The sequence below is a fragment of the Streptomyces sp. NPDC006516 genome (genome assembly GCF_040611875.1).
Taxonomy (GTDB): domain Bacteria; phylum Actinomycetota; class Actinomycetes; order Streptomycetales; family Streptomycetaceae; genus Streptomyces.
Map to the genome: position 1 here is coordinate 325,006 of NZ_JBEXPD010000007.1, position 21,229 is coordinate 346,234.

General features: G+C 71.4%; 17 protein-coding genes. 8 read left to right on the forward strand and 9 right to left on the reverse strand.

Features of this window, described 5'->3' with window-relative positions:
• Nucleotides 1–81: 81 nt before the first annotated feature.
• The 4 genes from ABZY45_RS21475 to ABZY45_RS21490 all read left to right on the forward strand — a co-directional run bounded on the left by ABZY45_RS21475 (nt 82) and on the right by ABZY45_RS21490 (nt 4,998).
• On the forward strand, nt 82–957 hold the full coding sequence (locus ABZY45_RS21475; protein ID WP_356742036.1) for an NTP transferase domain-containing protein: 876 nt from the start codon (nt 82–84) through the stop codon (nt 955–957).
• Nucleotides 958–1,166: 209 nt separating this feature from the next.
• A complete protein-coding gene (locus ABZY45_RS21480; RefSeq protein ID WP_356742038.1) occupies nt 1,167–2,780 on the forward strand; it encodes a molybdopterin-binding protein in 1,614 nt (537 codons plus the stop codon).
• Nucleotides 2,738–3,880, forward strand: a complete 1,143-nt coding sequence (locus tag ABZY45_RS21485; protein ID WP_356742040.1) for a potassium channel family protein — start codon at nt 2,738–2,740, stop codon at nt 3,878–3,880. Before ABZY45_RS21480 ends, ABZY45_RS21485 begins: the two co-directional genes overlap by 43 nt.
• Before the next feature lie 131 nt (nt 3,881–4,011).
• The gene (locus tag ABZY45_RS21490) at nt 4,012–4,998 is read left to right on the forward strand and encodes an NAD(P)H-quinone oxidoreductase (protein WP_356742042.1); all 987 of its coding nucleotides are present in this window, start codon (nt 4,012–4,014) and stop codon (nt 4,996–4,998) included.
• Between the two features lie 213 nt (nt 4,999–5,211).
• On the opposite strand, the gene ABZY45_RS21495 is transcribed toward ABZY45_RS21490, so the two are convergent.
• The 6 genes from ABZY45_RS21495 to ABZY45_RS21520 form a co-directional block, all read right to left on the reverse strand.
• Nucleotides 5,212–5,760, reverse strand: a complete 549-nt coding sequence (locus ABZY45_RS21495; RefSeq protein WP_356742044.1) for a bacterial proteasome activator family protein — start codon at nt 5,758–5,760, stop codon at nt 5,212–5,214.
• Between the two features lie 104 nt (nt 5,761–5,864).
• Nucleotides 5,865–8,723 carry an FtsX-like permease family protein gene (locus ABZY45_RS21500; RefSeq protein ID WP_356742046.1) on the reverse strand — a complete coding sequence of 953 codons (2,859 nt, stop codon included), beginning with the start codon at nt 8,721–8,723 and terminating at the stop codon, nt 5,865–5,867.
• The gene (locus ABZY45_RS21505) at nt 8,720–9,484 is read right to left on the reverse strand and encodes an ABC transporter ATP-binding protein (RefSeq protein ID WP_356742047.1); all 765 of its coding nucleotides are present in this window, start codon (nt 9,482–9,484) and stop codon (nt 8,720–8,722) included. Before ABZY45_RS21505 ends, ABZY45_RS21500 begins: the two co-directional genes overlap by 4 nt.
• Nucleotides 9,485–9,589: 105 nt before the next feature.
• Nucleotides 9,590–10,255, reverse strand: a complete 666-nt coding sequence (locus tag ABZY45_RS21510; RefSeq protein ID WP_356742049.1) for a PadR family transcriptional regulator — start codon at nt 10,253–10,255, stop codon at nt 9,590–9,592.
• An 82-nt stretch (nt 10,256–10,337) separates the two neighbouring features.
• Nucleotides 10,338–10,637 (reverse strand): hypothetical protein, encoded by a 300-nt coding sequence (locus tag ABZY45_RS21515; RefSeq protein ID WP_356742050.1) that lies wholly within the window; start codon nt 10,635–10,637, stop codon nt 10,338–10,340.
• A gap of 555 nt (nt 10,638–11,192) precedes the next feature.
• Nucleotides 11,193–12,827, reverse strand: a complete 1,635-nt coding sequence (locus tag ABZY45_RS21520; RefSeq protein ID WP_356742051.1) for a protein kinase — start codon at nt 12,825–12,827, stop codon at nt 11,193–11,195.
• 293 nt (nt 12,828–13,120) lie between these two features.
• On the opposite strand from ABZY45_RS21520, the gene ABZY45_RS21525 reads away from it, so the two are divergent.
• Nucleotides 13,121–14,722, forward strand: coding sequence for a protein kinase (locus tag ABZY45_RS21525; protein WP_356742052.1), 1,602 nt, complete (start codon nt 13,121–13,123; stop codon nt 14,720–14,722).
• Between the two features lie 89 nt (nt 14,723–14,811).
• Here ABZY45_RS21525 and ABZY45_RS21530 read toward each other — a convergent pair whose 3' ends face one another.
• The 3 genes from ABZY45_RS21530 to ABZY45_RS21540 form a co-directional block, all read right to left on the reverse strand.
• Nucleotides 14,812–15,876, reverse strand: a complete 1,065-nt coding sequence (locus ABZY45_RS21530) for a phosphotransferase (RefSeq protein ID WP_356742054.1) — start codon at nt 15,874–15,876, stop codon at nt 14,812–14,814.
• Between the two features lies 1 nt (nt 15,877).
• Complete coding sequence (locus tag ABZY45_RS21535) at nt 15,878–16,465, reverse strand: pyridoxamine 5'-phosphate oxidase family protein (RefSeq protein ID WP_356742056.1); 588 nt, start codon at nt 16,463–16,465, stop codon at nt 15,878–15,880.
• A gap of 90 nt (nt 16,466–16,555) precedes the next feature.
• Entirely contained in the window at nt 16,556–17,215 is a 660-nt protein-coding gene (locus tag ABZY45_RS21540; RefSeq protein ID WP_356742058.1) for a response regulator transcription factor, read from the reverse strand.
• A 346-nt stretch (nt 17,216–17,561) separates the two neighbouring features.
• On the opposite strand from ABZY45_RS21540, the gene pdhA reads away from it, so the two are divergent.
• The 3 genes from pdhA to ABZY45_RS21555 are packed head-to-tail and all read left to right on the forward strand — an operon-like array spanning nt 17,562 to nt 21,120.
• Nucleotides 17,562–18,722: a pyruvate dehydrogenase (acetyl-transferring) E1 component subunit alpha gene (gene pdhA / locus ABZY45_RS21545; protein ID WP_356742060.1), complete on the forward strand. Its 1,161-nt coding sequence runs from the start codon at nt 17,562–17,564 to the stop codon at nt 18,720–18,722.
• A gap of 2 nt (nt 18,723–18,724) precedes the next feature.
• A complete protein-coding gene (locus ABZY45_RS21550; protein WP_356742061.1) occupies nt 18,725–19,705 on the forward strand; it encodes an alpha-ketoacid dehydrogenase subunit beta in 981 nt (326 codons plus the stop codon).
• Nucleotides 19,706–19,716: 11 nt separating this feature from the next.
• Nucleotides 19,717–21,120, forward strand: coding sequence for a dihydrolipoamide acetyltransferase family protein (locus ABZY45_RS21555; RefSeq protein ID WP_356742063.1), 1,404 nt, complete (start codon nt 19,717–19,719; stop codon nt 21,118–21,120).
• Nucleotides 21,121–21,229 lie beyond the last annotated feature (109 nt).

Sequence of the window (21,229 nt, forward strand, 5' to 3'; positions counted from 1 at the left end):
CGGTCAGAACGGGCACGGGCCCGGTCCGTGACTTCGGTCCCCAGGGGACCGTCGTGAGCGGAAGGCCCGCATACTCGGGGCATGACCGCGTATGACGCCATCGTTCTGGCCGGTGGGGCCGCGAAACGCCTCGGGGGAGCCGACAAGCCAGGGCTCCGGGTGGGTGGCCGGGCGCTGCTCGACCGGGTGCTCGCCGTGTGTGCCGACGCCGGATCCACCGTGGTGGTCGGTGGGCGCAGACCCACGGCGCGGCCGGTCTCCTGGACGCGAGAAGTGCCGCAGGGCGGTGGCCCGTTGGCCGCTCTCGGGGCCGGGGTCCGGCACACGCGTGCGGAGAGCGTGCTGGTGCTGTCCGCGGATCTGCCGTTCCTCGGCGAGGCGACCGTCCGCTCGTTGCTGGAGGCGAGCCGGGCCGAAGGCCGTGAAGGCGCCCTGTGCGTAGATCCGGACGGTCGGGACCAACCGCTGGTGGCGGCGTACCGAGCCGAGCCGCTGCGCCGCGAGCTGGCCCTTCTGGCCACCGAGCACGGCAGCCTGGCCGGCCTTCCGCTGCGATTGCTCACGGCCGAACTGGACCTGGCCCGGGTCGAGGCGGGGCCACTTGCTTCGTTCGACTGCGACACCTGGGAAGACATTGGTGCCGCCAGGGCGCGGATCAGGGAGCATGGGACCGTGCTGGACGAATGGATCACCGCAGTCAAGACCGAACTGGGCATCGAACTCGACGTCGACACCGGCGTCCTGCTCGACCTCGCCCGTGATGCCGCCCACGGTGTCGCCAGGCCTGCCGCGCCGCTGACCACTTTCCTGGTGGGGTACGCCGCGGCGAAGGCAAGCAGCGGCCTGAGCCCGGAGGCCGCAGCCGAGGCAGTGGCGGACGCCTCTCGCAAGGCCACGGCCCTCGCACTCCGGTGGGAGGAGGAAACGGGGGCGGGCAGCGGACCCGGAACGCCATGACGGCTCACGGAGGCGAGGCCCAGGCAGCGGCAGCTGCGGCCGAGGTTCGGCGTGCCACCGAGGCGGAGCGGGCGGCTGAGGAGGAGCGCGCAGTCGAACAGGCATTGGCTCTGGTCGGGCGCCAGCCGCAGACCGCTCGTTCCATGCCGGACCGGCCTGGAACGGCAAGTCCGGCCTCTTCGCCCACGCCACGGGACTCGGGCGTGCGCATGAGCACTCCCCCAGGCCCCGTGTCCTCCGGTGCGGGGACACCAGGTCCCGCGTCTCCTGGCCCCGACTACTCCGGCCCGGCAACCCAGGGTCCTCCCGTGACCTCACGCCCCGCGCCGACCAGCCCCGCGTCTTCCGATCCCGGGGCTTCCGGTTCTGCGCCCCAGGGCTCGGCGACTCCTGAGCCTGCTGCTCACGGCTGCGAGGCCTCCGGCGCCCCCGGCACTCCCACTCCCGGCGCCCCCGGCACTCCCACCCTCACTCCCGGTGATCCCGGCATGCTCGGTACCTCCGGCACCCCCGACAATCGCCGTACCCACCGCCCCGCTCGTGCCCACCGCACCCCCGAGCCGCCGTCGCCGGCCGGTGGTTCTGCCTCCTCCACGCACTCCCATCGCACCGCGGCCACGCCCTGGGCCCGCGCGCGCGTCCTGGCTGGTGCCATCGGCCGCGAGGCGCCCCTCGCAGCCCATCGGCTTCCCCTGAACCGTTCCCTCGGGCATGTGCTGGCTGAGGCGGTCGTAGCTCTCACCGACCTTCCCTCTTTCGACACCTCGGCCATGGACGGCTGGGTCGTCGCCGGGCCGGGGCCATGGACCGTAGCGCAAGCCGAAGGCCTGCTCGCCGGGCGTGGCGCCGTGGAACCGCTGCCGGACGGGGAAGCGCTGCGGATCGCCACGGGTGCCCGCATCCCGGCGGAGGCGACCGCCGTGCTCCGCAGCGAGCACGCGCACTTCGACGAGATCAGAGGGTTGCTGCACGCGACGCGTGAGGTGTTCCCGGGGCAGGACATCCGACCCCGGGCCCAGGAGTGCCGTTCCGGTGACGAGTTGCTGCCCGTCGGGACGGTGGTGACCCCGCCCGTGCTCGGGCTGGCGGCTGCCGCGGGATACGACGGGCTCGTCGTCGTCCCGCGCCCCCGCGTGGACATTTTCGTTCTCGGGGACGAGCTGCTCACGGCGGGGCTGCCGCGCGAAGGGCTGATCCGCGATGCGCTCGGCCCCATGCTCGGCCCCTGGCTTCAGGCCCTGGGTGCGGAGGTCGCCGAACCCAGGCGCCTCGGAGATGATGCCGGTGCGCTCCACGACGCCCTGGTCTCTTCCGACGCCGACCTCATCCTCACCACGGGCGGGACCGCCGCCGGCCCGGTGGACCATGTCCACCCGGTTCTGGCGAGGATCGGAGCCGAGCTGCTGGTCGACGGCGTGGCCGTACGCCCCGGCCACCCGATGCTCCTGGCCAGGCTCGCCGGGGGCGGCCCCTGTCTGGTGGGCCTGCCGGGTAATCCGCTGGCCGCGGTCTCCGGGCTGCTCACGCTGGCGGAACCTCTGCTCAGAGGGCTCGCAGGCCGGGCTGCCCAGAACCCGTATCGCACGCCCGTCCATGAAGAGGTGCACGGACATCCGCACGACACGCGACTCGTCCCTGTAGTCCACCGAGACGACAAGGTTGTGCCCTTGCATTACAACGGCCCCGCAATGCTTCGTGGGATCGCCGCCGCCGACGGGCTGGCCGTTGTGCCGCCCGGCGGGGTACGGTCCGGCACCGAGGTGGAGATCCTCGATCTACCGTGGGCCTCGGCGACGCCGTGGACGGAAGGGTGTTTCACGTGAAACTTCCCGGCCACGATGCGATGGCCAGGCGCGCAGACGAGAACGTCGTACCCACCCGGGTGCTGCTGCCGCGCAGGGTGGTCGACAGACCGTTGCGCCAGGTGGCCAAGCGACTTGTCATGGCTCTCACGGTGCTGGCCGCCACGGTCTTCATCGTCTGGGCCGACCGGGACGGGTACCACGACAACGCCGACGAGAAGGTCGACTTCCTCGACGCCGTCTACTACGCGACGGTGACCCTTTCGACGACCGGTTACGGCGACATCGTCCCGCAGAGTGACGCGGCCCGGCTCGTCAACGTGGTGCTGGTGACGCCACTGCGCGTGCTCTTCCTGATCATCCTGGTCGGCACCACCCTCGAGGTCCTGACGGAACGGACCCGGGAGGACTTCCGGCTGAACCGTTGGAGAACCAACTTGCGTGAACACACCGTTGTCGTCGGCTTCGGCACGAAGGGCCGTTCGGCGATTCAGACGCTCTGCGCGACGGGTCTGAAGAAGGAACAGATCGTCATCGTCGATCCGGCCGGCAAAGTGATCGAAGCAGCCAATGCCGAAGGCTTCGTGGGTGTACTGGGAGATGCGACGCGCAGTGACGTGCTGTTGCGCGCCGAGGTACAGAAGGCCCGTCAGATCATCATCGCCACCCAACGCGACGACACCGCCGTACTGGTGGCACTGACCGCGCGGCAGCTCAACAAGGGCGCCAAGATCGTGGCGGCCGTACGCGAGGAGGAGAACGCGCCCCTGCTGCGGCAGTCCGGAGCGGACGCCGTCATCACCAGTGCGAGTGCGGCGGGCCGACTCCTGGGTCTCTCCGTCCTCAGCCCGAGCGCGGGCACGGTGATGGAGGATCTGATCCAGCAGGGCAGTGGGCTCGACCTCGTCGAACGGCCGGTCATAAAGGCCGAGGTGGGCAAGAACGTCCGGGAGACCGACGATCTCGTGGTCAGCGTGTTGCGTGGCCACCGGCTGCTCGGTTACGACGATCCGGCGGCCAGCCCCCTGCAGCTGACGGACCGGGTGATCACGATCGTGCGTGCCTCACCGTTCCACCCGTCGCCGACAGGGCTCCCTCAGGGCCCCAATCAGCGCCACTAGGGTCTCGCGCCCCGGTTCCGCGACGGGCGGCGGCGTGTGCAGGTCCTTCGGCGCCCCTGGTTCAGGGGCGAAGCGGTGGCGCGGGCAGGTCCGCCCTCGTCCTGGAGCCCGCACGGAGTAGCCTCGCGGCCATGTATGCGATCACGATCCCCGAACCAGGCGGACCCGAAGCGCTCGTATGGGCCGAGGTCCCCGATCCCGTACCAGGCGAGGGCGAAGTCCTCGTCGAGGTCGTGTCCAGCGCGGTCAACCGTGCCGACGTCCTCCAGCGGCAGGGCTTCTACAACCCGCCGCCCGGCGCCTCGCCCTACCCGGGTCTGGAGTGCGCGGGCCGGATCACCGGGCTCGGCCCCGGGGTGACCGGGTGGTCGGTGGGCGACGAGGTGTGCGGGCTGCTGGCAGGTGGCGGCTACGCGGAGAAGGTCGCCGTACCGGCCGGCCAGCTCCTGCCCGTACCCGAGGGTGTGGATCTGGCGGACGCCGCCGCGCTGCCCGAGGTGGCGGCGACGGTCTGGTCGAACGTCTTCATGGTGGCCCATCTGCGCCCCGGTGAGACCGTCCTCATCCACGGCGGTTCCAGTGGCATCGGCACGATGGCGATCCAGCTCGCCAAGGCCGTCGGAGCCCGCGTCGCGGTGACGGCGGGTGGCCCGGAGAAGCTGGCGCGCTGCCAGGAACTCGGCGCGGACATCCTCATCGACTACCGCGAGCAGGACTTCGTGGAGGAGCTGCGCCAGGCGACGGACGGCGCCGGTGCGGACGTCATCCTCGACATCGTCGGAGCCAAGTATCTGGACCGGAACGTGCGGGCCCTGGCCGTGAACGGCCGGCTGGCGATCATCGGACTCCAGGGCGGAGTGAAGGGCGAACTGAATCTGAGCGCCCTGCTCAGCAAGCGCGCTGCGGTCATGGCCACGTCGCTGCGCGCCCGCCCGCTCGCGGAGAAGACCGCGATCATCGCAGCGGTACGGGAGCACGTCTGGCCGCTGATCGCCGGTGGCGTCGTCCGGCCGATCGTGGACCGCACGATGCCGATGGCGGAGGCGGGCGAAGCTCACCGGGTGATGGAGTCCAGCAGCCACATCGGCAAGATCCTCCTCATCGCGCCGAAGGCCTGACGCCCGAGGCCTGACAAAAGCCTGACGCCCGAAGGCCTGACACCCGGCGGCCTGGCACCGAAGGCTTGCAACAGAGTGGCCCGAGCGGCGGAAGCAGCAGGGGCAGCCCGCCCGCCCGGCCGAGGCCTGACCGTCCCCACGACCGCACAGGGGCCCGGCACACGCGATGTGTGCCGGGCTCCTGTGGTGAGACGGCGGTCGGTGGCTCAGGCCCTACAGGTAGGGGCCGGAGCGAGCCGGTCCGTGCGGATCCACCGCACCTTCCTCGTCCTCATGGCCGACGCCCGGAGGGAGGGCCCGGCGCATCTGCTCCAGCTGTGCGCGGGCCGCCATCTGCTGGGCGAAGAGAGCCGTCTGGATTCCGTGGAAGAGCCCCTCCAGCCATCCGACCAACTGGGCCTGAGCGATCCTCAGCTCGGCCTCGGAGGGTACGGACTCCTCGGTGAACGGCAGCGAGAGCCGCTCCAGCTCCTGCACGAGCTCGGGAGCCAGGCCGTCCTCCAGCTCCTTCACCGAACTCGCGTGGATCTCCTTGAGGCGGACGCGGCTCGCCTCGTCGAGAGGTGCCGCCCTGACCTCCTCGAGAAGCTGCTTGATCATGCTGCCGATGCGCATGACCTTCGCGGGCTGTTCGACCATCTCCGTCACCGGGACCTCGCGCGAGTCGTCGTCACCGCCACCGCCGCCGATAGCCATTCCGTCCTGCCCCACTACGAGGACTTGGGGGTGCTCCTGCGACCGTTCATTCCTCGGCATCTCCATGAGGCCATTGTCTCGCACACGGGCCTCACCACATGGTGGTGCCCCCGGTAAGGGGTGATCACCCCTTACCGGGGGGACCAGGCTGCCCCATCAGCCGCAGCCGGTCACCCCGTGCGCCGCGCCAGGGCCTGCCGCGACCCGGCGAACGCCGCGGCCAGCAACCCGGCGACGAGGGGGACGACCACCGCCAGCAGCCCGATCGTCTCCCAGGGCAGCACGACAGGGGTGTACGCGGAATCCATGGGCTGTTCCCGCATGGCAGCCATCGCCTCGCGCAGATCGACCAGGCGCAGCGCCACCGCGGGTACGATTCCGGCCGCCGTGCCGAGCAGCACGCCCGTGAGCGCCACCACCACGCACTGGAATCCGGAGAGCGAGCGCCGCACCCCCGGGGGCGCGCCCACCGCGCTGAGCGTGGTGAGGTCGGCCTCGGCGTCGGCCTTGGCGAGCCCGGTGGTGATGGCGGCGGCACCCACCGTCACCACTCCCGCGAACAGGGCGAGGATCAGCAGGATCACATCCTCGTCCCGTGACCGGGGCCCTTCCGCTGTCTGGAGGTGCACCCCGTCCCCGGCCTGGGCGAACGCGGCCGACATCGCCTGCTGCTCCGCTTCCGTGGGCGTGTGCGACACGGGGAAGACGCTGCCGTAGTCCTCCGTGTGCAGGCCCAGGCGCTTCGCCGTACTCCGCGGAAGGATCATGCGGATCCCGGGTGTGGCGGCGTACTCCGCCGGTGCGACGTACACCTTCAGCCGGTCCGTCGTGGTCCTGGCCTTGCCCGGGTGCAGCTCCCGGTTCTCCTTGTCCCGGGGGTTGTATCTGTGCACGGCCTTCAGGGTGACCTGGCCGTTCTGCGCGTAGGCGGAGTTGAGCAGCACGGGAGTCCCGGCTGCCAGCGCCTCGGCGGCCGAGGGATCGTCGAGCTTCACGTACGAACCGAGCAATGAGGCGTCGCCGACGACGATGTGACTCTCGCTCGTGTAGAAGGCCGCGGCGCTGATGTACTCGTCGATGCAGGCGGGGGTGCGCATCAGCTTCTGGTGCGCCTCGGCGGAGAGCGTTTCGGCGAGCCTTCCGGCGCCCGTGCCCTGGAGCGGGCAGCTGTGGCCCTCGCCGGTGGGCTTGACCAGGGTGAGCGTGCCGCAGCCGTTCTCCTCCTCGTAGTAGACCCCGCAGTCGGAGCCGGCCCAGACCCGTGCGATATCGGCGCGCCCGCCGCTCACCGGCAGGTGCTGTCGTGCTGCCGCCCTCGCGTGGGCCAGCTGGTCGACGGCCGCCGGACTGCCGGCCACGAGCGCGGCGGTGCCGGGGGTGAGCGTGGGGATGTGGTCGTAGGTGTGCTCAGCCATCACGCTGCTCGTGTACGTCGCGATGGCGACGGTGCCCGCGACCGCCGCCATCACGGCGGCGACGGCCGGCGCCGTGCGCCCCCGGTTGCGGGCGGCGTCACGCAGCGCCATTCGCGGGGAGAGCGGCAGCCGCGCCCCGAGCCGGCCGAGGAAGCCGACGATGACCGGGATGCAGGCGAGCACCCCCAGCTCGGCTACGACCGAGCCACCGGCGACCAGCGTGGTATCGCCCTGGGTGCCGCCGAACACGGCGACGGCCACCCCGCCCGCCATGACCACACAGCCCACGACCGGCAGGACACGGGAGCTCCGCCGCGTCCCCCGCCGGCCGGTCAGCGACTCCAGGACGGACTGGCGCCCGGCCACGACCGCCGGGGCCAGCGCCGCGAGGACACCCGTGACGAGGCCGATCACGGCGATCGCCAGCACCTCCCACGGCCTGATCTCCAGCTCCCCGAACCGGCTTCCGGTCCAGCCCTCGATCAGCGGACGGAACAGGACCGTGAGCACGAGGCCCGCGGCCACACCGGCCACCGCACCCGCGGCCCCGAGCACCACGCCTCCGGCCAGGACCACCGCGCGTACCTGGCTCCGGTCGCCTCCGCAGACCCCCAGGAGGCCGAGTTGCCGACGCGAGCGCCGGGCGCCGACGGCGAAGGCCGGGCCGGCCAGCAGCACGATCTCCAGGACGGCCATGGCGACGACCGTCACGACCGCGGCGCCGAGTTCCGCCGAACCGTCGCCGTAGGCCGGGGCGGAGTGAGTGGCGTAGGGGACCTCGGAGTCCGGCGGCGGGTCGAGGACCACCTGACGGGACAGCACGAGGAGGCCCGTCCGGTTGGCCACGAGGACCTCCGACCAGCGGATACCGGACCCGGCCGGCCCGTCGACCAGCCACTTCGGTTCGCCCGGGCGGGGTGGTGCGATCCCCGGGTCACCTTGGGCCGCCTTCTTCCACGGCGCGACGACGGTGCCCGGATCGGCGTAGAGGGCCTTCTTGCCGAGATCGGCGGGCAGCTCCACGCTGCCGGTGATCGTGTACGTCAGACCCGGACCCCGCAGGGTCGTACGCGATCCGATGTGGAGTCCCGTGGACGCCAGGAAGGGCTCGGTGGCGACGACCTCGTCGTCGCGGGCCGGGTAGGCGCCGTCGACCAGGTCGACCTTGCCGCGCACGGCGGGGTCGGAGGTGCGCAGCTCGACGATCTCGGTGTCGGTGATGCCGTGCCGGGTGGTGACGGCGGCGGGCACGGACTGCTCGGTGAGGTACGTGGAGCCCTTGGGCAGCGCGCCCCGAATGTTGACAGGCTCCGGGGTGCCGTCCGGCGGCGTCGGCCCCCCGGGCGCGGTCTCCCAGAGCGTGCGGTCCGGCAGCTGCTCCACCGGTACGCGCCCGGCCCCCGCAGCGCTGAACACCGCGTCCGCCGCCCCCATCTCCGCCGTCAGCTTCTCGGCGGTCGTGGACGTGGAGCTGCGGTACGTGACGTCCGCCGCGGTCACCCCGAGCACGGGCAGGGCGATCATCGCGACGACGAGCGCGCTGCGGCCCTTGGCGCGCAGGGCGTCACGCCGGGCGATCCGGAGGGCGGCCCGCCACCCCGTCAGGACGCTCACTGGGCACCCTCGGCGGTCAGCAGCGCGTCGGCGCCCGACGACAGCGTCTGGTCGACGATGGAGCCGTCCCTGAGGAAGACGACCCGGTCGGCCCATGCGGCGTACCGGGGTTCGTGGGTCACCATGACTCCGGCCGCGCCCCGGTCGCAGCGGTCACGAAGCAGGGCGAGGACGGCCTCGCCGGTCTCGGAGTCGAGCGCGCCGGTCGGCTCGTCGGCCAGGACCAGACGCCGGTCACCGATGAGGGCGCGTGCGATGGCGACGCGCTGCTGCTGGCCGCCGGACATCTCGTCGGGGAAACGGTCGGCGATCTCGGAGAGCCGCATCTCCTCCAGCGCTGCGAGGGCCTCCTTGCGGGCCTTGCGCACGGGTACGCCGTCGAGCTCGCGCGGCAGGGCGATGTTCTCCGCGGCGGTGAGGGCCGGGATCAGGTTGTAGTCCTGGAACACATAGCCGACGCTGCGGCGGCGCAGGGCCGCGACGTCCTTGTGGCCGAGCGCGGAGATGTCCTGGCCCTCGATGACGACCTGGCCGCTGCTCGCGGTGTCGAGACCGCCGGCCAGGGTCAGGAGGGTGGACTTGCCGGATCCGGACGGACCCATGACGGCCACGAGTTCCCCGGCGCGCACGGAGAGGCTGACGCCGCGCAGGGCGTGCACCTCGGCGATGCCGGAGCCGTGGGTGCGCGTGAGCGCCCGTAGTTCCAGGACGGGCGTGCCCCCGGGCACGGCGACGGGCGGGGAGGAGACGGACGAGGGCATGGCGGCGTGTTCCCCCTAGGAACGACGGGCGGCGAGCGGGACATGGCGTACGGGAGGCGGAGGCAGAGGCAGAAGAGAGGCGGAGCCTGTGGGCGGCCAGGAGAGTCAGCGCCGGAGCCGGGACCGGCTCCGGCCGGTACGGGAGGCACCGCGACCGGCGCCCGGACCGGAGGCCGTGCTCGATCCGTCGCCCGGCCCGGCGCCCGGCCCCGATCCGGACGACGGCTCGGTGGCGGCGGCTGCGGCCAGGCGGACGAGGCGGGACTCGCAGTGGTCCAGCCAGCGGGCCTCGGCCTCGGCCTGGAAGATCAGCTGTTCCACTACGAGCAGCCAGGCGACCTCGTCGCGGTCGGTGGGTACGTCGGCCAGGGCCTGGGCCTTCAGCCGGGTGTAGTCCTGCATCGCCTTCAGTGTGTGACTCCGCTGGGCCTGGATGACGGCCCGGATGTCGACGCCGGGAGCCCCGACCGCCATCGCGAGCTTGATCGCCAGCTCGTCACGTGGAGGGCTGGTGCGGTCGACGGGCGTCTCGAACCAGCTGCGCAGCTCGTCGCGGCCGCCGTCGGTGATCGAGTAGAGCGCGTGTCCGGCGTCGTCCTCGCCGTCCTGGGCGACCAGCCCGTCGCGTTCCAGGCGACTGAGCGTCGTGTAGACCTGCCCGACGTTCAGAGGCCAGGTGGAGCCGGTGCGGGACTCGAATTCGGTACGGAGCTGGGAGCCGTACCGAGGCCCTCGCTCCAGGAGGGCCAGCAGCCCGTGGCGGATCGACATACTGAGTATGTATACCCAGTATGTTGTTGGACGCAAGCTCCGCCGGCCCGGGCCGTGAACGGCTACGGGCCCTCTCGCGGGGTCAGTCGGCGCGGCGCACGCGGAACGCGAGGAACGCCAGCCCCAGGCCGACCAAGGTGATTCCGGTACCCAGCGACACGTCGCGCACCTGTCGTACGGCGGGCTCGTCCAGTGCCTGCCGCTGCCGAGCGGTCTCGCCCGGCTCGGGGAAGGCGCCCGGCGGGGGCGTGAAGGGGGGTACCGCACCGGGATCCGCCTCGGGGGGCACCTCGTCGGCCGCGGCCTCGGACTGCGCGAGCTCCAGCGGTGACAGTGAGCGGCCCGGCCGTGCCCGGCCCTCCCCGGCCTGTCGGCCGGCCATGGACGGCTCCCCGGCGGAGGGGCTCCCTGCGGCGGAGGGGCTGGCGTCGGGGGAGGGTGAGCCGGCATGTGGCGTGGACACCGGCAGTGCCGAATGCGGGGAGGCGGCCCTGGCGCCCTCGCCGTGCGCCCAGGCGGCGGGGCCGAACGCGACTCCGGCCACCGTCACCAGGCAGATCACGCACCGTGACGACCGTGAAGCCAGGAGTCCTGGAGGCATGGGATCAGCGTCACATGCCCGAATTTGTCCGGCATCCTGGGTGCGGCCGACCGTTGGACGTCGAGCAGCTTCGAGGCGGCACGCAGGGCCCGGTCGCCCCGTCCTGAACCAAGCGGACTGGTGAGCCGGCTCCGGACGGGATCACCGGCGGGGCCGGAGCGGCCGGCCGAAGCCGCACAGCCCGAAGCGGCACTGCCTGCCGAAGCCGCGCTGCCTGCCGAGCCGCGCTGCCGGTCAGACGGGATCGCCGGTCGGACCGGGGCGTCGCTCACGTCCGCCTGCCGGTCGGACGGGATCGTCGGTCAAGCCGGATCGTCGCCCGAACCGACCTGCCGATCAGGCCGGATCGCCGGTGGAGACCCTCAGCTCGAAGTGGGCGCCATCCTCGGAAACCGCCGTGCCGGAGGACGGGAACTGGTCCACGACCTGTCCCTCCGCGTACGTGTTTCCGGGCTCCTCGACTTCCTTGATCGTCCAACCGGCGGCCAGGGCACACTCCTTCACCGAGAGGATGTCCTTGTAGAGGAAGCTCGGCGCCTGGACCTTCGCCGGGTCGTCCGTGTCCTCCGTGGCGTCGGTGCAGTCCTCCGTCTCCATCGTCCGGTTCCGCTCGGGGGCCTTGTGCTCGCCGGCCACCGTGGTCTCGCCGGAGCTCGGGTCGTCCTTCTTGCCGGACGGGTCGTCGTCCATGTTCAGGAAGGTGACCAGACCGCCGATCGCGAGCAGGGCGACGACGATCGCACCGACCAGGACCGGCATGTTCCGCTTGGAGCCGCCGCTGCCCGCACCGCCCGTGGTCTGGGGGGACATCGTGTACGGAGGCGGCGTCTGGTGCCCCAGGGGCCCCTGCGTTCCGTACGGCTGGGGCGCCTGCGGGTAGCCGTAGCCCGGCGTGGGTGCCGGAGTGGGCGCGCCGTACGGACCCGGCTGGTGCTGCTGGTGGGGGTGGGGCGCGTACGGCGTCTGCACGCTCTGCGGCGCTGGCGTGCCCTGGTCGACGGGCGGGAAGACGGCGGAGCCGACACCCGCCCCGCTGTTCGCCGGGCTGCCGCCACCGATGATCGCCGGTGCGCCCGTGGAGCCGCTCGCGTTCAGCACGCGTGCGATCTCGTCCTGCATCGCCGCGGCGCTGGGGAAGCGCTCGTTCGGGTTCTTTTTGAGCGCGCGGGCGACGAGGGCGTCCATCGCGGGAGTGATCGAACGGTTGATGCTGGACGGGGCGACCGGCTCCTCCTGCACATGCGCGTACGCGATGGCGAGAGGCGAGTCCGCGTCGAACGGGATGCGTCCCGTGAGCAGCTGGAAGAGCATGATGCCGACCGAGTACAGGTCGGAGCGCGCGTCGACACCGCGGCCGAGCGCCTGCTCGGGGGAGAGGTACTGCGGGGTCCCGACGACCATGCCGGTCTGGGTCATCGACGTGACGCCCGACTGCATGGCGCGGGCGATGCCGAAGTCCATCACCTTGACGACGCCGCGCTTGGTCATCATCACGTTGCCGGGCTTGATGTCGCGGTGGACCAGGCCCATCTCGTGGCTGGTCTCCAGGGCGGCCAGCACATCGGCCGTCACCTTGAGCGCCTTGTCGGCGGGCATCGCGCCGTACTGCTGGATGTCCGACTGGAGCACGGAGCCGAGCGGCTGCCCCTCGACGTACTCCATGACGATGTACGGCATCAGCGCGCCGCCGAGCTCGTCCTCGCCCGTGTCGAACACCGAGACGATGTTGGTGTGCTGGAGCTTGGCGACGGCCTGCGCCTCGCGCCGGAACCGCTCGCGGAAGGACTGCTCGCGCCCCAGCTCCGTGTGCAGCGTCTTGATGGCGACCTGGCGGTCGAGGGCCGTGTCGTAGGCGAGGTAGACGGATGCCATCCCGCCTTCGCCGAGCAGGTCGCGCAGCTGGTAGCGGCCGCCGGCCACGGAACCGCCCGCGTAGCGCCCCTGTGCGCCGTGTGCGCCGTCGTGGCTCATGACTTGCTCCCCCTCGGCGCCCGACGGACGCGATCATCCTTATTACGGGCCAAGTCTGCCCGAGGGGTACGACACGTCAAGCCAGGTGCCCGTTCCGTGACCCTACGCACAAGAAGCGTCTCGGAAGCGTTACAGGAACCGCATGGAATTTGCGCGAGCGGCGCGCGAGCCGATTGGATGGCCCGTCACTCTGTGAACCGGCGCGTCGCACGGAGGCTGTAGCGTGACGTGGCAATGCAGCAAGGCACCGTGAGAACCCGCGGACGCGCGGACAGAAACGACGGCGAGGACTGATGGCACCCGAATCCGAAGCAAACGGCGGCGGAGTTTCGGATGGCACCGACTCCTGGGGCGTCGGAGGTGTGGTCGGGGACGGCCGGTACCGCATGACGCACCGGCTCGGCCGCGGCGGCATGGCCGAGGTCTACGCCGCGGAGGACGTCCGTCTGGGCCGCACGGTCGCGGTGAAGCTGCTCCGTTCCGATCTCGCCGAGGACCCGGTCTCCAAGGCGCGCTTCACGCGTGAGGCGCAGTCGGTCGCGGGGCTCAACCACCATGCGATCGTCGCCGTGTACGACTCCGGCGAGGACGTCGTCGGCGGGGCGACCGTGCCCTACATCGTGATGGAGCTCGTCGAGGGCAACACCATCCGGGACCTCCTCCTCGAGGCCGAGGCCCCGCCGCCCGAGCAGGCTCTGATCATCGTCTCGGGCGTCCTGGAAGCCCTGGCGTACTCCCACCAGCACGGCATCGTGCACCGTGACATCAAGCCGGCGAACGTGATCATCACGCACTCCGGCGCGGTCAAGGTGATGGACTTCGGCATCGCCCGCGCCCTGCACGGCGCGCAGTCGACGATGACGCAGACCGGCATGGTCATGGGCACGCCGCAGTACCTCTCCCCCGAGCAGGCCCTCGGCAAGGCGGTCGACCACCGCTCCGACCTGTACGCCACCGGCTGCCTGCTCTACGAACTGCTCGCCCTGCGGCCCCCGTTCACCGGTGAGACCCCGCTCTCGGTGGTGTATCAGCACGTCCAGGACATGCCGGTCCCGCCCTCGGACGTCGCGGGGTCCGTCCCGCCGGAGCTGGACGGCCTGGTCATGCGGTCTCTCGCGAAGGACCCGGACGACCGGTTCCAGAGCGCGGAGGAGATGCGCGGGCTCGTCCAGTACAGCCTGCAGATGCTCCAGGTACAGGGCGGCCACACGGGCACGTGGAACACCGGCCCGGTCGAGACGCACGGCGGCGACCGCACGGCCGCGATGAACATCGGCGGCGGTACGGCGGCCATGGGGCGCCCGATGCACGGGGACACCTCGCAGGGGCCGATCCTGCCGCCCATGAACCCCGACGACGGGGCGTACGCCGGCGGTCACCACAACGGGGGCGGCCGCGGCAAGATGTGGCTGTTCGTGCTCCTGGCGCTGATCGCGATCGGCGCGGGTGTGGCGTTCGCCGTCCAGGCGGCGAACGACGACGGCGGCAAAAAGAAGACCCCGACCGCGCCCTCCACCTCGGTGAGCCCCTCGCCGACCCCTTCGTCGGCGGAGCCGACGGACGAGGAGACGGAGGAGACCGAGGAGCCGGACAGTTCCACGGGGGGCCAGACGTGGCCCACCAGCGATCCGACGTGGACGCCGACGCACCAGCCGACCGAGCCCACGGAGAAGCCGTCGGAGACTCCCACGTCGCCCGACCCGGGCACGAGCGACGGTGGCACGACGACGGACGGCGGAACCGGCGACGACGGCGGGACCACCGAGGGTGGTGGCGACGACGGCGGCACCGGTGACGACACGGGAGGCACGACGACCGAGGGCACCACGACCGGTACCTCGGCCGGAGCCGCGGCGGGATCCGCCGCCGGGGCTGCCGGCACCACCGCGGGCTGAGGGAGGCCACCCCCGGGAACCGAGGGCGCCCTCACTCCGGCGCCCTTCGCACCCGGCGCTTCGCACCCGGCGCCTTTCACCCGGGCCCCTCACCCGGTGAAGGCCTCGCCCACCGCCTCGTACTCACGCGTCCACCACACCGCCAGGGCCGACACCGCAGGGAACTGCGGGTCGGCCCTGCGGTCGTGGAAGCGGTAGCGCCAGCTCAGTATCCAGAAGTCGTTGAGGCGTTCCCACCACACCCGGTGCACGGCGGCCGCCATCTCCGCCGCGCCCGCGCCGGCGGAGCGTCGGTACGCGCGGGCGTACGCCCGCACTTTCTCCAGCGCCAGCTTCCCGTCCGGCCGGACGAAGAAGATGGCCGCGGCGCGTACGGCCTCCTCCGCGCGCGGCTGCACGTCGAGCCGGTCCCAGTCCACGATCGCGACGGGGTCGGCGCCCCGGTAGAGCAGATTGAGCGGGTGGAAGTCGCCGTGCACCCAGCCCCTGGCCGCCCCGCCCGGTGTGGGCGGGCGCCGGTGCGCGTGCCGCTCCAGCAGGGCGCGCCGCTCGACGAGACGGTGCACGGCGAGCTCGTCGAACGCGTCCCGCGGCCCCATGCCCCGCGCTGCCGTCAGCAGTTCGTCGATCAGCGTGAACGTCTCGGCGGGGTCGGGGCTGGTGCTCTGCCCCCGCCGTACCGGAGGCGGCGAGTCCGCCTCCATGACCTGTTCCAGGCCCATGTGTACGGCCCCGAGGAGCGCCCCGAGCCGGCGCGACTGGGCGGTCGTGAGCTGCGTGCCGTCCCGGTGGAGGCCGTCCACCCACCGGTGCAGGGCATAGCGCTGCCCGTCGATGACCGTCACCGTGTGACCCTGTGTGTCCGCGAGGGGCGGGGCGACCGGCACGCCGAGGGAGTGCAGCTGCTGGGTGGCCCGGTGCTGCCGGACGATCGTGGCGTGGTCGCCGCTGGCGTCGTCGAGGTGGTGCTTGTCGAGGTGGTGCTTGAGGAAGTACGACCCGCGGGTGGTGGACACGCGGTAACCGTGGTTGAGCAGGCCCTTGGTGAGGGGCTCGCAGGCCAGGGGTTCACCGGCGTCCGGGTAGCGGCGCATGACCTCGCCGACCGGAGGAACAGGTGGGAGGGTCACAGATGAGCGCAGCACTCGCCACATGTTAGGTGACGCTGTGTGTCCGCCCTGACGGAGTTGCGTCGAAGGCCAGAGTGTGCATGTGCGCGACGTGCGGGTCGAGCCTGAGGTACACGGGATCGAAGTGCTCCCCGTTCACGTCGGCGGGGCCGGTCCCGAAGCGTTCGCGCTGGTCGGCGGCGGGACGGACGATCTCGGCGGGCCCCGTGAACTGCACCGACCAGAGGTCCTGGACGCCGGAGGCCGGGGAGTTGAAGTTGTCCGCCCCGTAGGCGATGACGCTTCCGTCGCAGGACTCGTGGAAGCCGAGCCCCCGGTGCATCCGCAGGACGACGCGGCCCTCGATCACCAGGTGCCGGGCCACCGCCAGGAACGGCAGGGCACGCATGCTCATCGCCAGCCGGCCGTAGCGGACGCTCCCGAGCAGCTCCATGGCACGGGAGGTGTCCGAGCTGGAGGTCGCGGAGGGGCCCGTGTGGCGGGAGCGGCCCGACACGCCGGGTCCGGCGCCGAGGGAACCACCTGACACACCGGGACCGGCCTCGGCGGCGGTGCCCGCGGTGTCGGAGGTGGCGGTGCGGCCCGAGGTGCAGGAGGGGCGGGAGGAAGGCATGCTTCCCACTTTCGGCGACGTGTAGGGGCCGAGTAAGAGTCCGCCGCCCCGGACGGGCCGGGACCAAGGTCCCGGACGGAGCCCGTGCCGTCAGCGCTTCTCGGCCTGAAGCCTCGCCACGTACGCCGCCGCCTGCGAGCGCCGCTCCATGCCCAGCTTGGCGAGCAGACTGGAGACGTAGTTCTTGATGGTCTTCTCCGCGAGATGCAGCCGCTCGCCGATCACGCGGTTCGTCAGACCCTCACCGATCAGATCGAGGATCCTGCGCTCCTGGTCGGTCAGACCGGCGAGCCGCTCGTCGCCCTTGCCGTCCTTGCCCTCACGCAGCCGCTCCAGTACGCGGGCGGTGGCCGCGGGGTCCAGCAGGGACTTTCCCGCCGCCACGTCCCGTACGGCACTGAGCAGTTCGTTGCCGCGGATCGCCTTCAGGACGTATCCCGAGGCCCCGGCCATGATCGCGTCGAAAAGGGCCTCGTCGTCGGCGTACGAGGTGAGCATCAGGCACTTGATGTTCTCGTCCCGCGAGCGCACCTCGCGGCAGACCTCCACCCCGCTGCCGTCCGGCAGGCGTACGTCGAGGACGGCGACGTCGGGCCGGGTCGCGGGAATGCGCGCGAGCGCGTCCGCCGCCGTGCCAGCCTCGCCCACGACCTCGATGTCCTCCTCGACGGAGAGCAGCTCGTGGACGCCACGCCGGACGACTTCGTGATCATCGAGCAGGAATACCGTGATTTTTCCTTCTTCGCGCACATTCGCAGTCTCACACACTCGCTTGTCGTCCGCCCTTCCCTGGGGCTGTCGGCCGGGATAACGTGCCGTTGTTCCGGCCGCCTGCCAGGCCGTTGCCAGTGCTGTGACCAGCAGGAGTTCACGAATTTTGCGATTTACTTGGAAATCCAAGCAAAATCGCAGGTCACAAGGTGTTTCGCAGTTATGCGATGCACTGGGTAACGTGCTTATGGCAGGACGCTCGCCGGGGCACCTGTCACGCCTGTTCCCGGCCGAGCGGCACCCACCCCGTGCACGGGTCCGGACACAGGCGAGCCGCACTGGTTCCCGGCCATCCCGGGGGCCGGACCGACGGAGGAGCACGCACGTGACCGTGGAGAGCACTGCCGCGCGCAAACCGCGACGCAGCAGCAAGCGGACCAGCGCCGCGAAGACGCCCGCGAAGACGACGGAGGGTTCTGACCCCCAGCTGGTGCAGCTGCTGACGCCGGAGGGCGACCGCGTCGAGCACCCGGACTACGAGATCGACCTGAGCGCGGACGAGCTCCGCGGTCTCTACCGGGACATGGTCCTGACCCGGCGCTTCGACGCCGAGGCGACCGCGTTGCAGCGGCAGGGTGAGCTCGGCCTGTGGGCTTCCCTGCTCGGCCAGGAGGCCGCGCAGATCGGCTCCGGCCGTGCTCTGCGCGACGACGACTACGTCTTCCCGACCTACCGGGAGCACGGCGTGGCCTGGTGCCGGGGCGTCGACCCGACCAATCTGCTCGGCATGTTCCGCGGCGTGAACCACGGCGGCTGGGACCCGAACACCAACAACTTCCACCTGTACACGATCGTCATCGGCTCGCAGACCCTGCACGCCGCCGGCTACGCCATGGGCGTCGCCAAGGACGGCGCGGACTCGGCCGTGATCGCGTACTTCGGTGACGGCGCGTCCAGCCAGGGCGACGTCGCGGAGGCCTTCACCTTCTCCGCCGTCTACAACGCGCCCGTCGTGTTCTTCTGCCAGAACAACCAGTGGGCGATCTCCGAACCGACCGAGAAGCAGATGCGCGTGCCGCTCTACCAGCGTGCGCAGGGCTTCGGCTTCCCCGGCGTCCGGGTCGACGGCAACGACGTCCTGGCGTGCCTGGCCGTCACCAGGTCGGCGCTGGAGCGTGCCCGCCGTGGTGAGGGGCCGACCCTCGTCGAGGCGTTCACCTACCGCATGGGTGCGCACACCACCTCCGACGACCCGACCAAGTACCGGGCGGACGAGGAGCGGGTGGCCTGGGAGGCCAAGGACCCGATCCTGCGGCTGCGCGCGTACATGGAGAAGCAGGACCTCGCCGACGCGGCCTTCTTCACCGAGCTGGAGGAGGAGAGCGAGGCCCTCGGCAAGCGGGTACGCGAAGCGGTACGGGCCATGCCCGACCCGGACCGGCTGGCGATCTTCGACCACGCCTACGCCGACGGCAACCCGCTGGTCGACGAGGAGCGCGCCCAGTTCGCCGCCTACCAGGCATCGTTCGCCGAGGAGGGCAACTAGCCATGGCCGTTGAGAAGATGTCCATCGCGAAGGCGCTCAACGAGTCGCTCCGCAAGGCACTGGAGACCGACCCGAAGGTCCTCGTCATGGGCGAGGACGTCGGCAAGCTCGGAGGGGTCTTCCGCATCACGGACGGGCTCCAGAAGGACTTCGGGGAAGGCCGGGTCATCGACACCCCGCTGGCCGAGTCCGGCATCGTCGGTACGGCGATCGGTCTGGCCCTGCGCGGCTACCGGCCCGTCGTCGAGATCCAGTTCGACGGATTCGTCTTCCCCGCGTACGACCAGATCGTCACGCAGCTCGCGAAGATGCACGCGCGCGCACTCGGCAAGATCAAGCTGCCGGTCGTCATCCGCATCCCGTACGGCGGTGGCATCGGTGCCGTCGAGCACCACAGTGAGTCGCCCGAGGCCCTGTTCGCGCACGTGGCGGGCCTGAAGGTCGTCTCGCCGTCCAACGCGGGCGACGCGTACTGGATGATGCAGCAGGCCGTCCAGAGCGACGATCCGATCATCTTCTTCGAGCCCAAGCGGCGGTACTGGGACAAGGGGGAGCTGGACACCGAGTCCATCCCCCTCCCGCTCCACAAGGCCGTCGTCGCACGTGAGGGGACCGACCTCACGCTCGTCGCGTACGGCCCGATGGTGAAGGTCTGCCTGGAGGCCGCCGCCGCGGCGCAGGAGGAGGGCAAGTCGATCGAGGTCCTGGACCTGCGGTCGATGTCCCCGATCGACTTCGACGCCGTGCAGGCCTCGGTGGAGAAGACCGGCCGGCTCGTCGTGGTCCACGAGGCGCCGGTGTTCTACGGCTCCGGCGCCGAGATCGCGGCCCGGATCACCGAGCGCTGCTTCTACCACCTCGAAGCCCCGGTGCTGAGGGTCGGCGGCTATCACGCCCCCTACCCGCCCGCCCGGCTCGAGGACGAGTACCTTCCGGGTCTCGACCGGGTGCTCGACGCCGTCGACCGCTCGCTGGCGTTCTGAGGAGAGGGGTCGTGACGACGATGACCGAGACGTCTGCTCGTTTCCGCGAGTTCAAGATGCCCGATGTGGGCGAGGGACTGACCGAGGCGGAGATCCTCAAGTGGTTCGTCCAGCCCGGCGACACCGTCACCGACGGTCAGGTGGTGTGCGAGGTCGAGACCGCGAAGGCGGCCGTGGAGCTGCCGATCCCCTTCGACGGGGTGGTGCACGAGCTGCGCTTCCCCGAGGGCACCACCGTCGACGTGGGCCAGGTGATCATCGCGGTGGACGTGGCGCCCGGCAGCGGTGACGCTCCGGCCGCGACTACGGAGACCGTCCAGCAGCCCGTGGCGGAAGCCGAGCCGGAGGCGGAGGCCCCCAAGGGCCGCCAGCCGGTGCTGGTGGGCTACGGCGTGGCCGAGGCCTCCACCAAGCGCCGGGCCCGCAAGGGCGTCGAGATCCCCGGCCCGGCCGCCGCGGCGATTCAGGCGGAGATGAACGGCCACAGCGCGGCTCCGCGGGAGGCCCGTCCGCTCGCGAAGCCGCCGGTGCGCAAGCTCGCCAAGGACCTGGGCATCGACCTCACCACGGTCACGCCGACCGGCGAGGGCGGCGTCATCACCCGTGAGGACGTCCACGCGGCGGCGGCCCCGGCCCCCGCCGAGGTCCGCGAGCAGGCCGTGGCGCAGCCCGCCGCGACCGCCGAGCCCGTCGCCGTGCCCGCGAGCACGGACGGGCGCGAGACCCGCATCCCCGTCAAGGGAGTGCGCAAGGCCATCGCCCAGGCCATGGTCGGCAGTGCCTTCACGGCTCCGCACGTCACCGAGTTCGTCACCGTCGACGTGACGCGCACGATGAAGCTCGTGGCGGAGCTCAAGGAGGACAAGGACATGGCGGGGGTGCGGGTCAACCCGCTCCTGATCATCGCCAAGGCCCTCCTTGTCGCGATCAGGCGGAACCCGGGCATCAACGCCGCCTGGGACGAGGCCAACCAGGAGATCGTGCAGAAGCACTACGTCAACCTGGGCATCGCCGCCGCCACCCCGCGCGGTCTGATCGTGCCGAACATCAAGGACGCGCACGCCAAGACCCTCCCCGAGCTGGGCGAGGCACTGGGCGAGCTGGTCTCCACGGCGCGTGAGGGCAGGACCTCCCCGGCCGCCATGGCCGGCGGGACGGTGACCATCACCAACGTCGGCGTCTTCGGCGTCGACACGGGTACGCCGATCCTCAACCCCGGGGAGTCCGCGATCCTGGCCGTCGGGGCGATCAAGCTCCAGCCGTGGGTGCACAAGGGCAAGGTGAAGCCCCGCCAGGTCACCACGCTGGCGCTGTCGTTCGACCACCGGCTCGTCGACGGAGAGCTCGGATCCAAGGTTCTCGCGGACGTCGCGGCGGTCCTGGAGCAGCCGAAGCGCCTGATCACCTGGGCCTGACAGACAAGGGGTGCGGCCACCGATCGAGAAAGCCCTGCCATGGGAGGTCCGGGTAGGTGACGGTAAGGGTTCCGCCCTCCTGGGTCACGACCAGCGGAGGGCCGTCGAT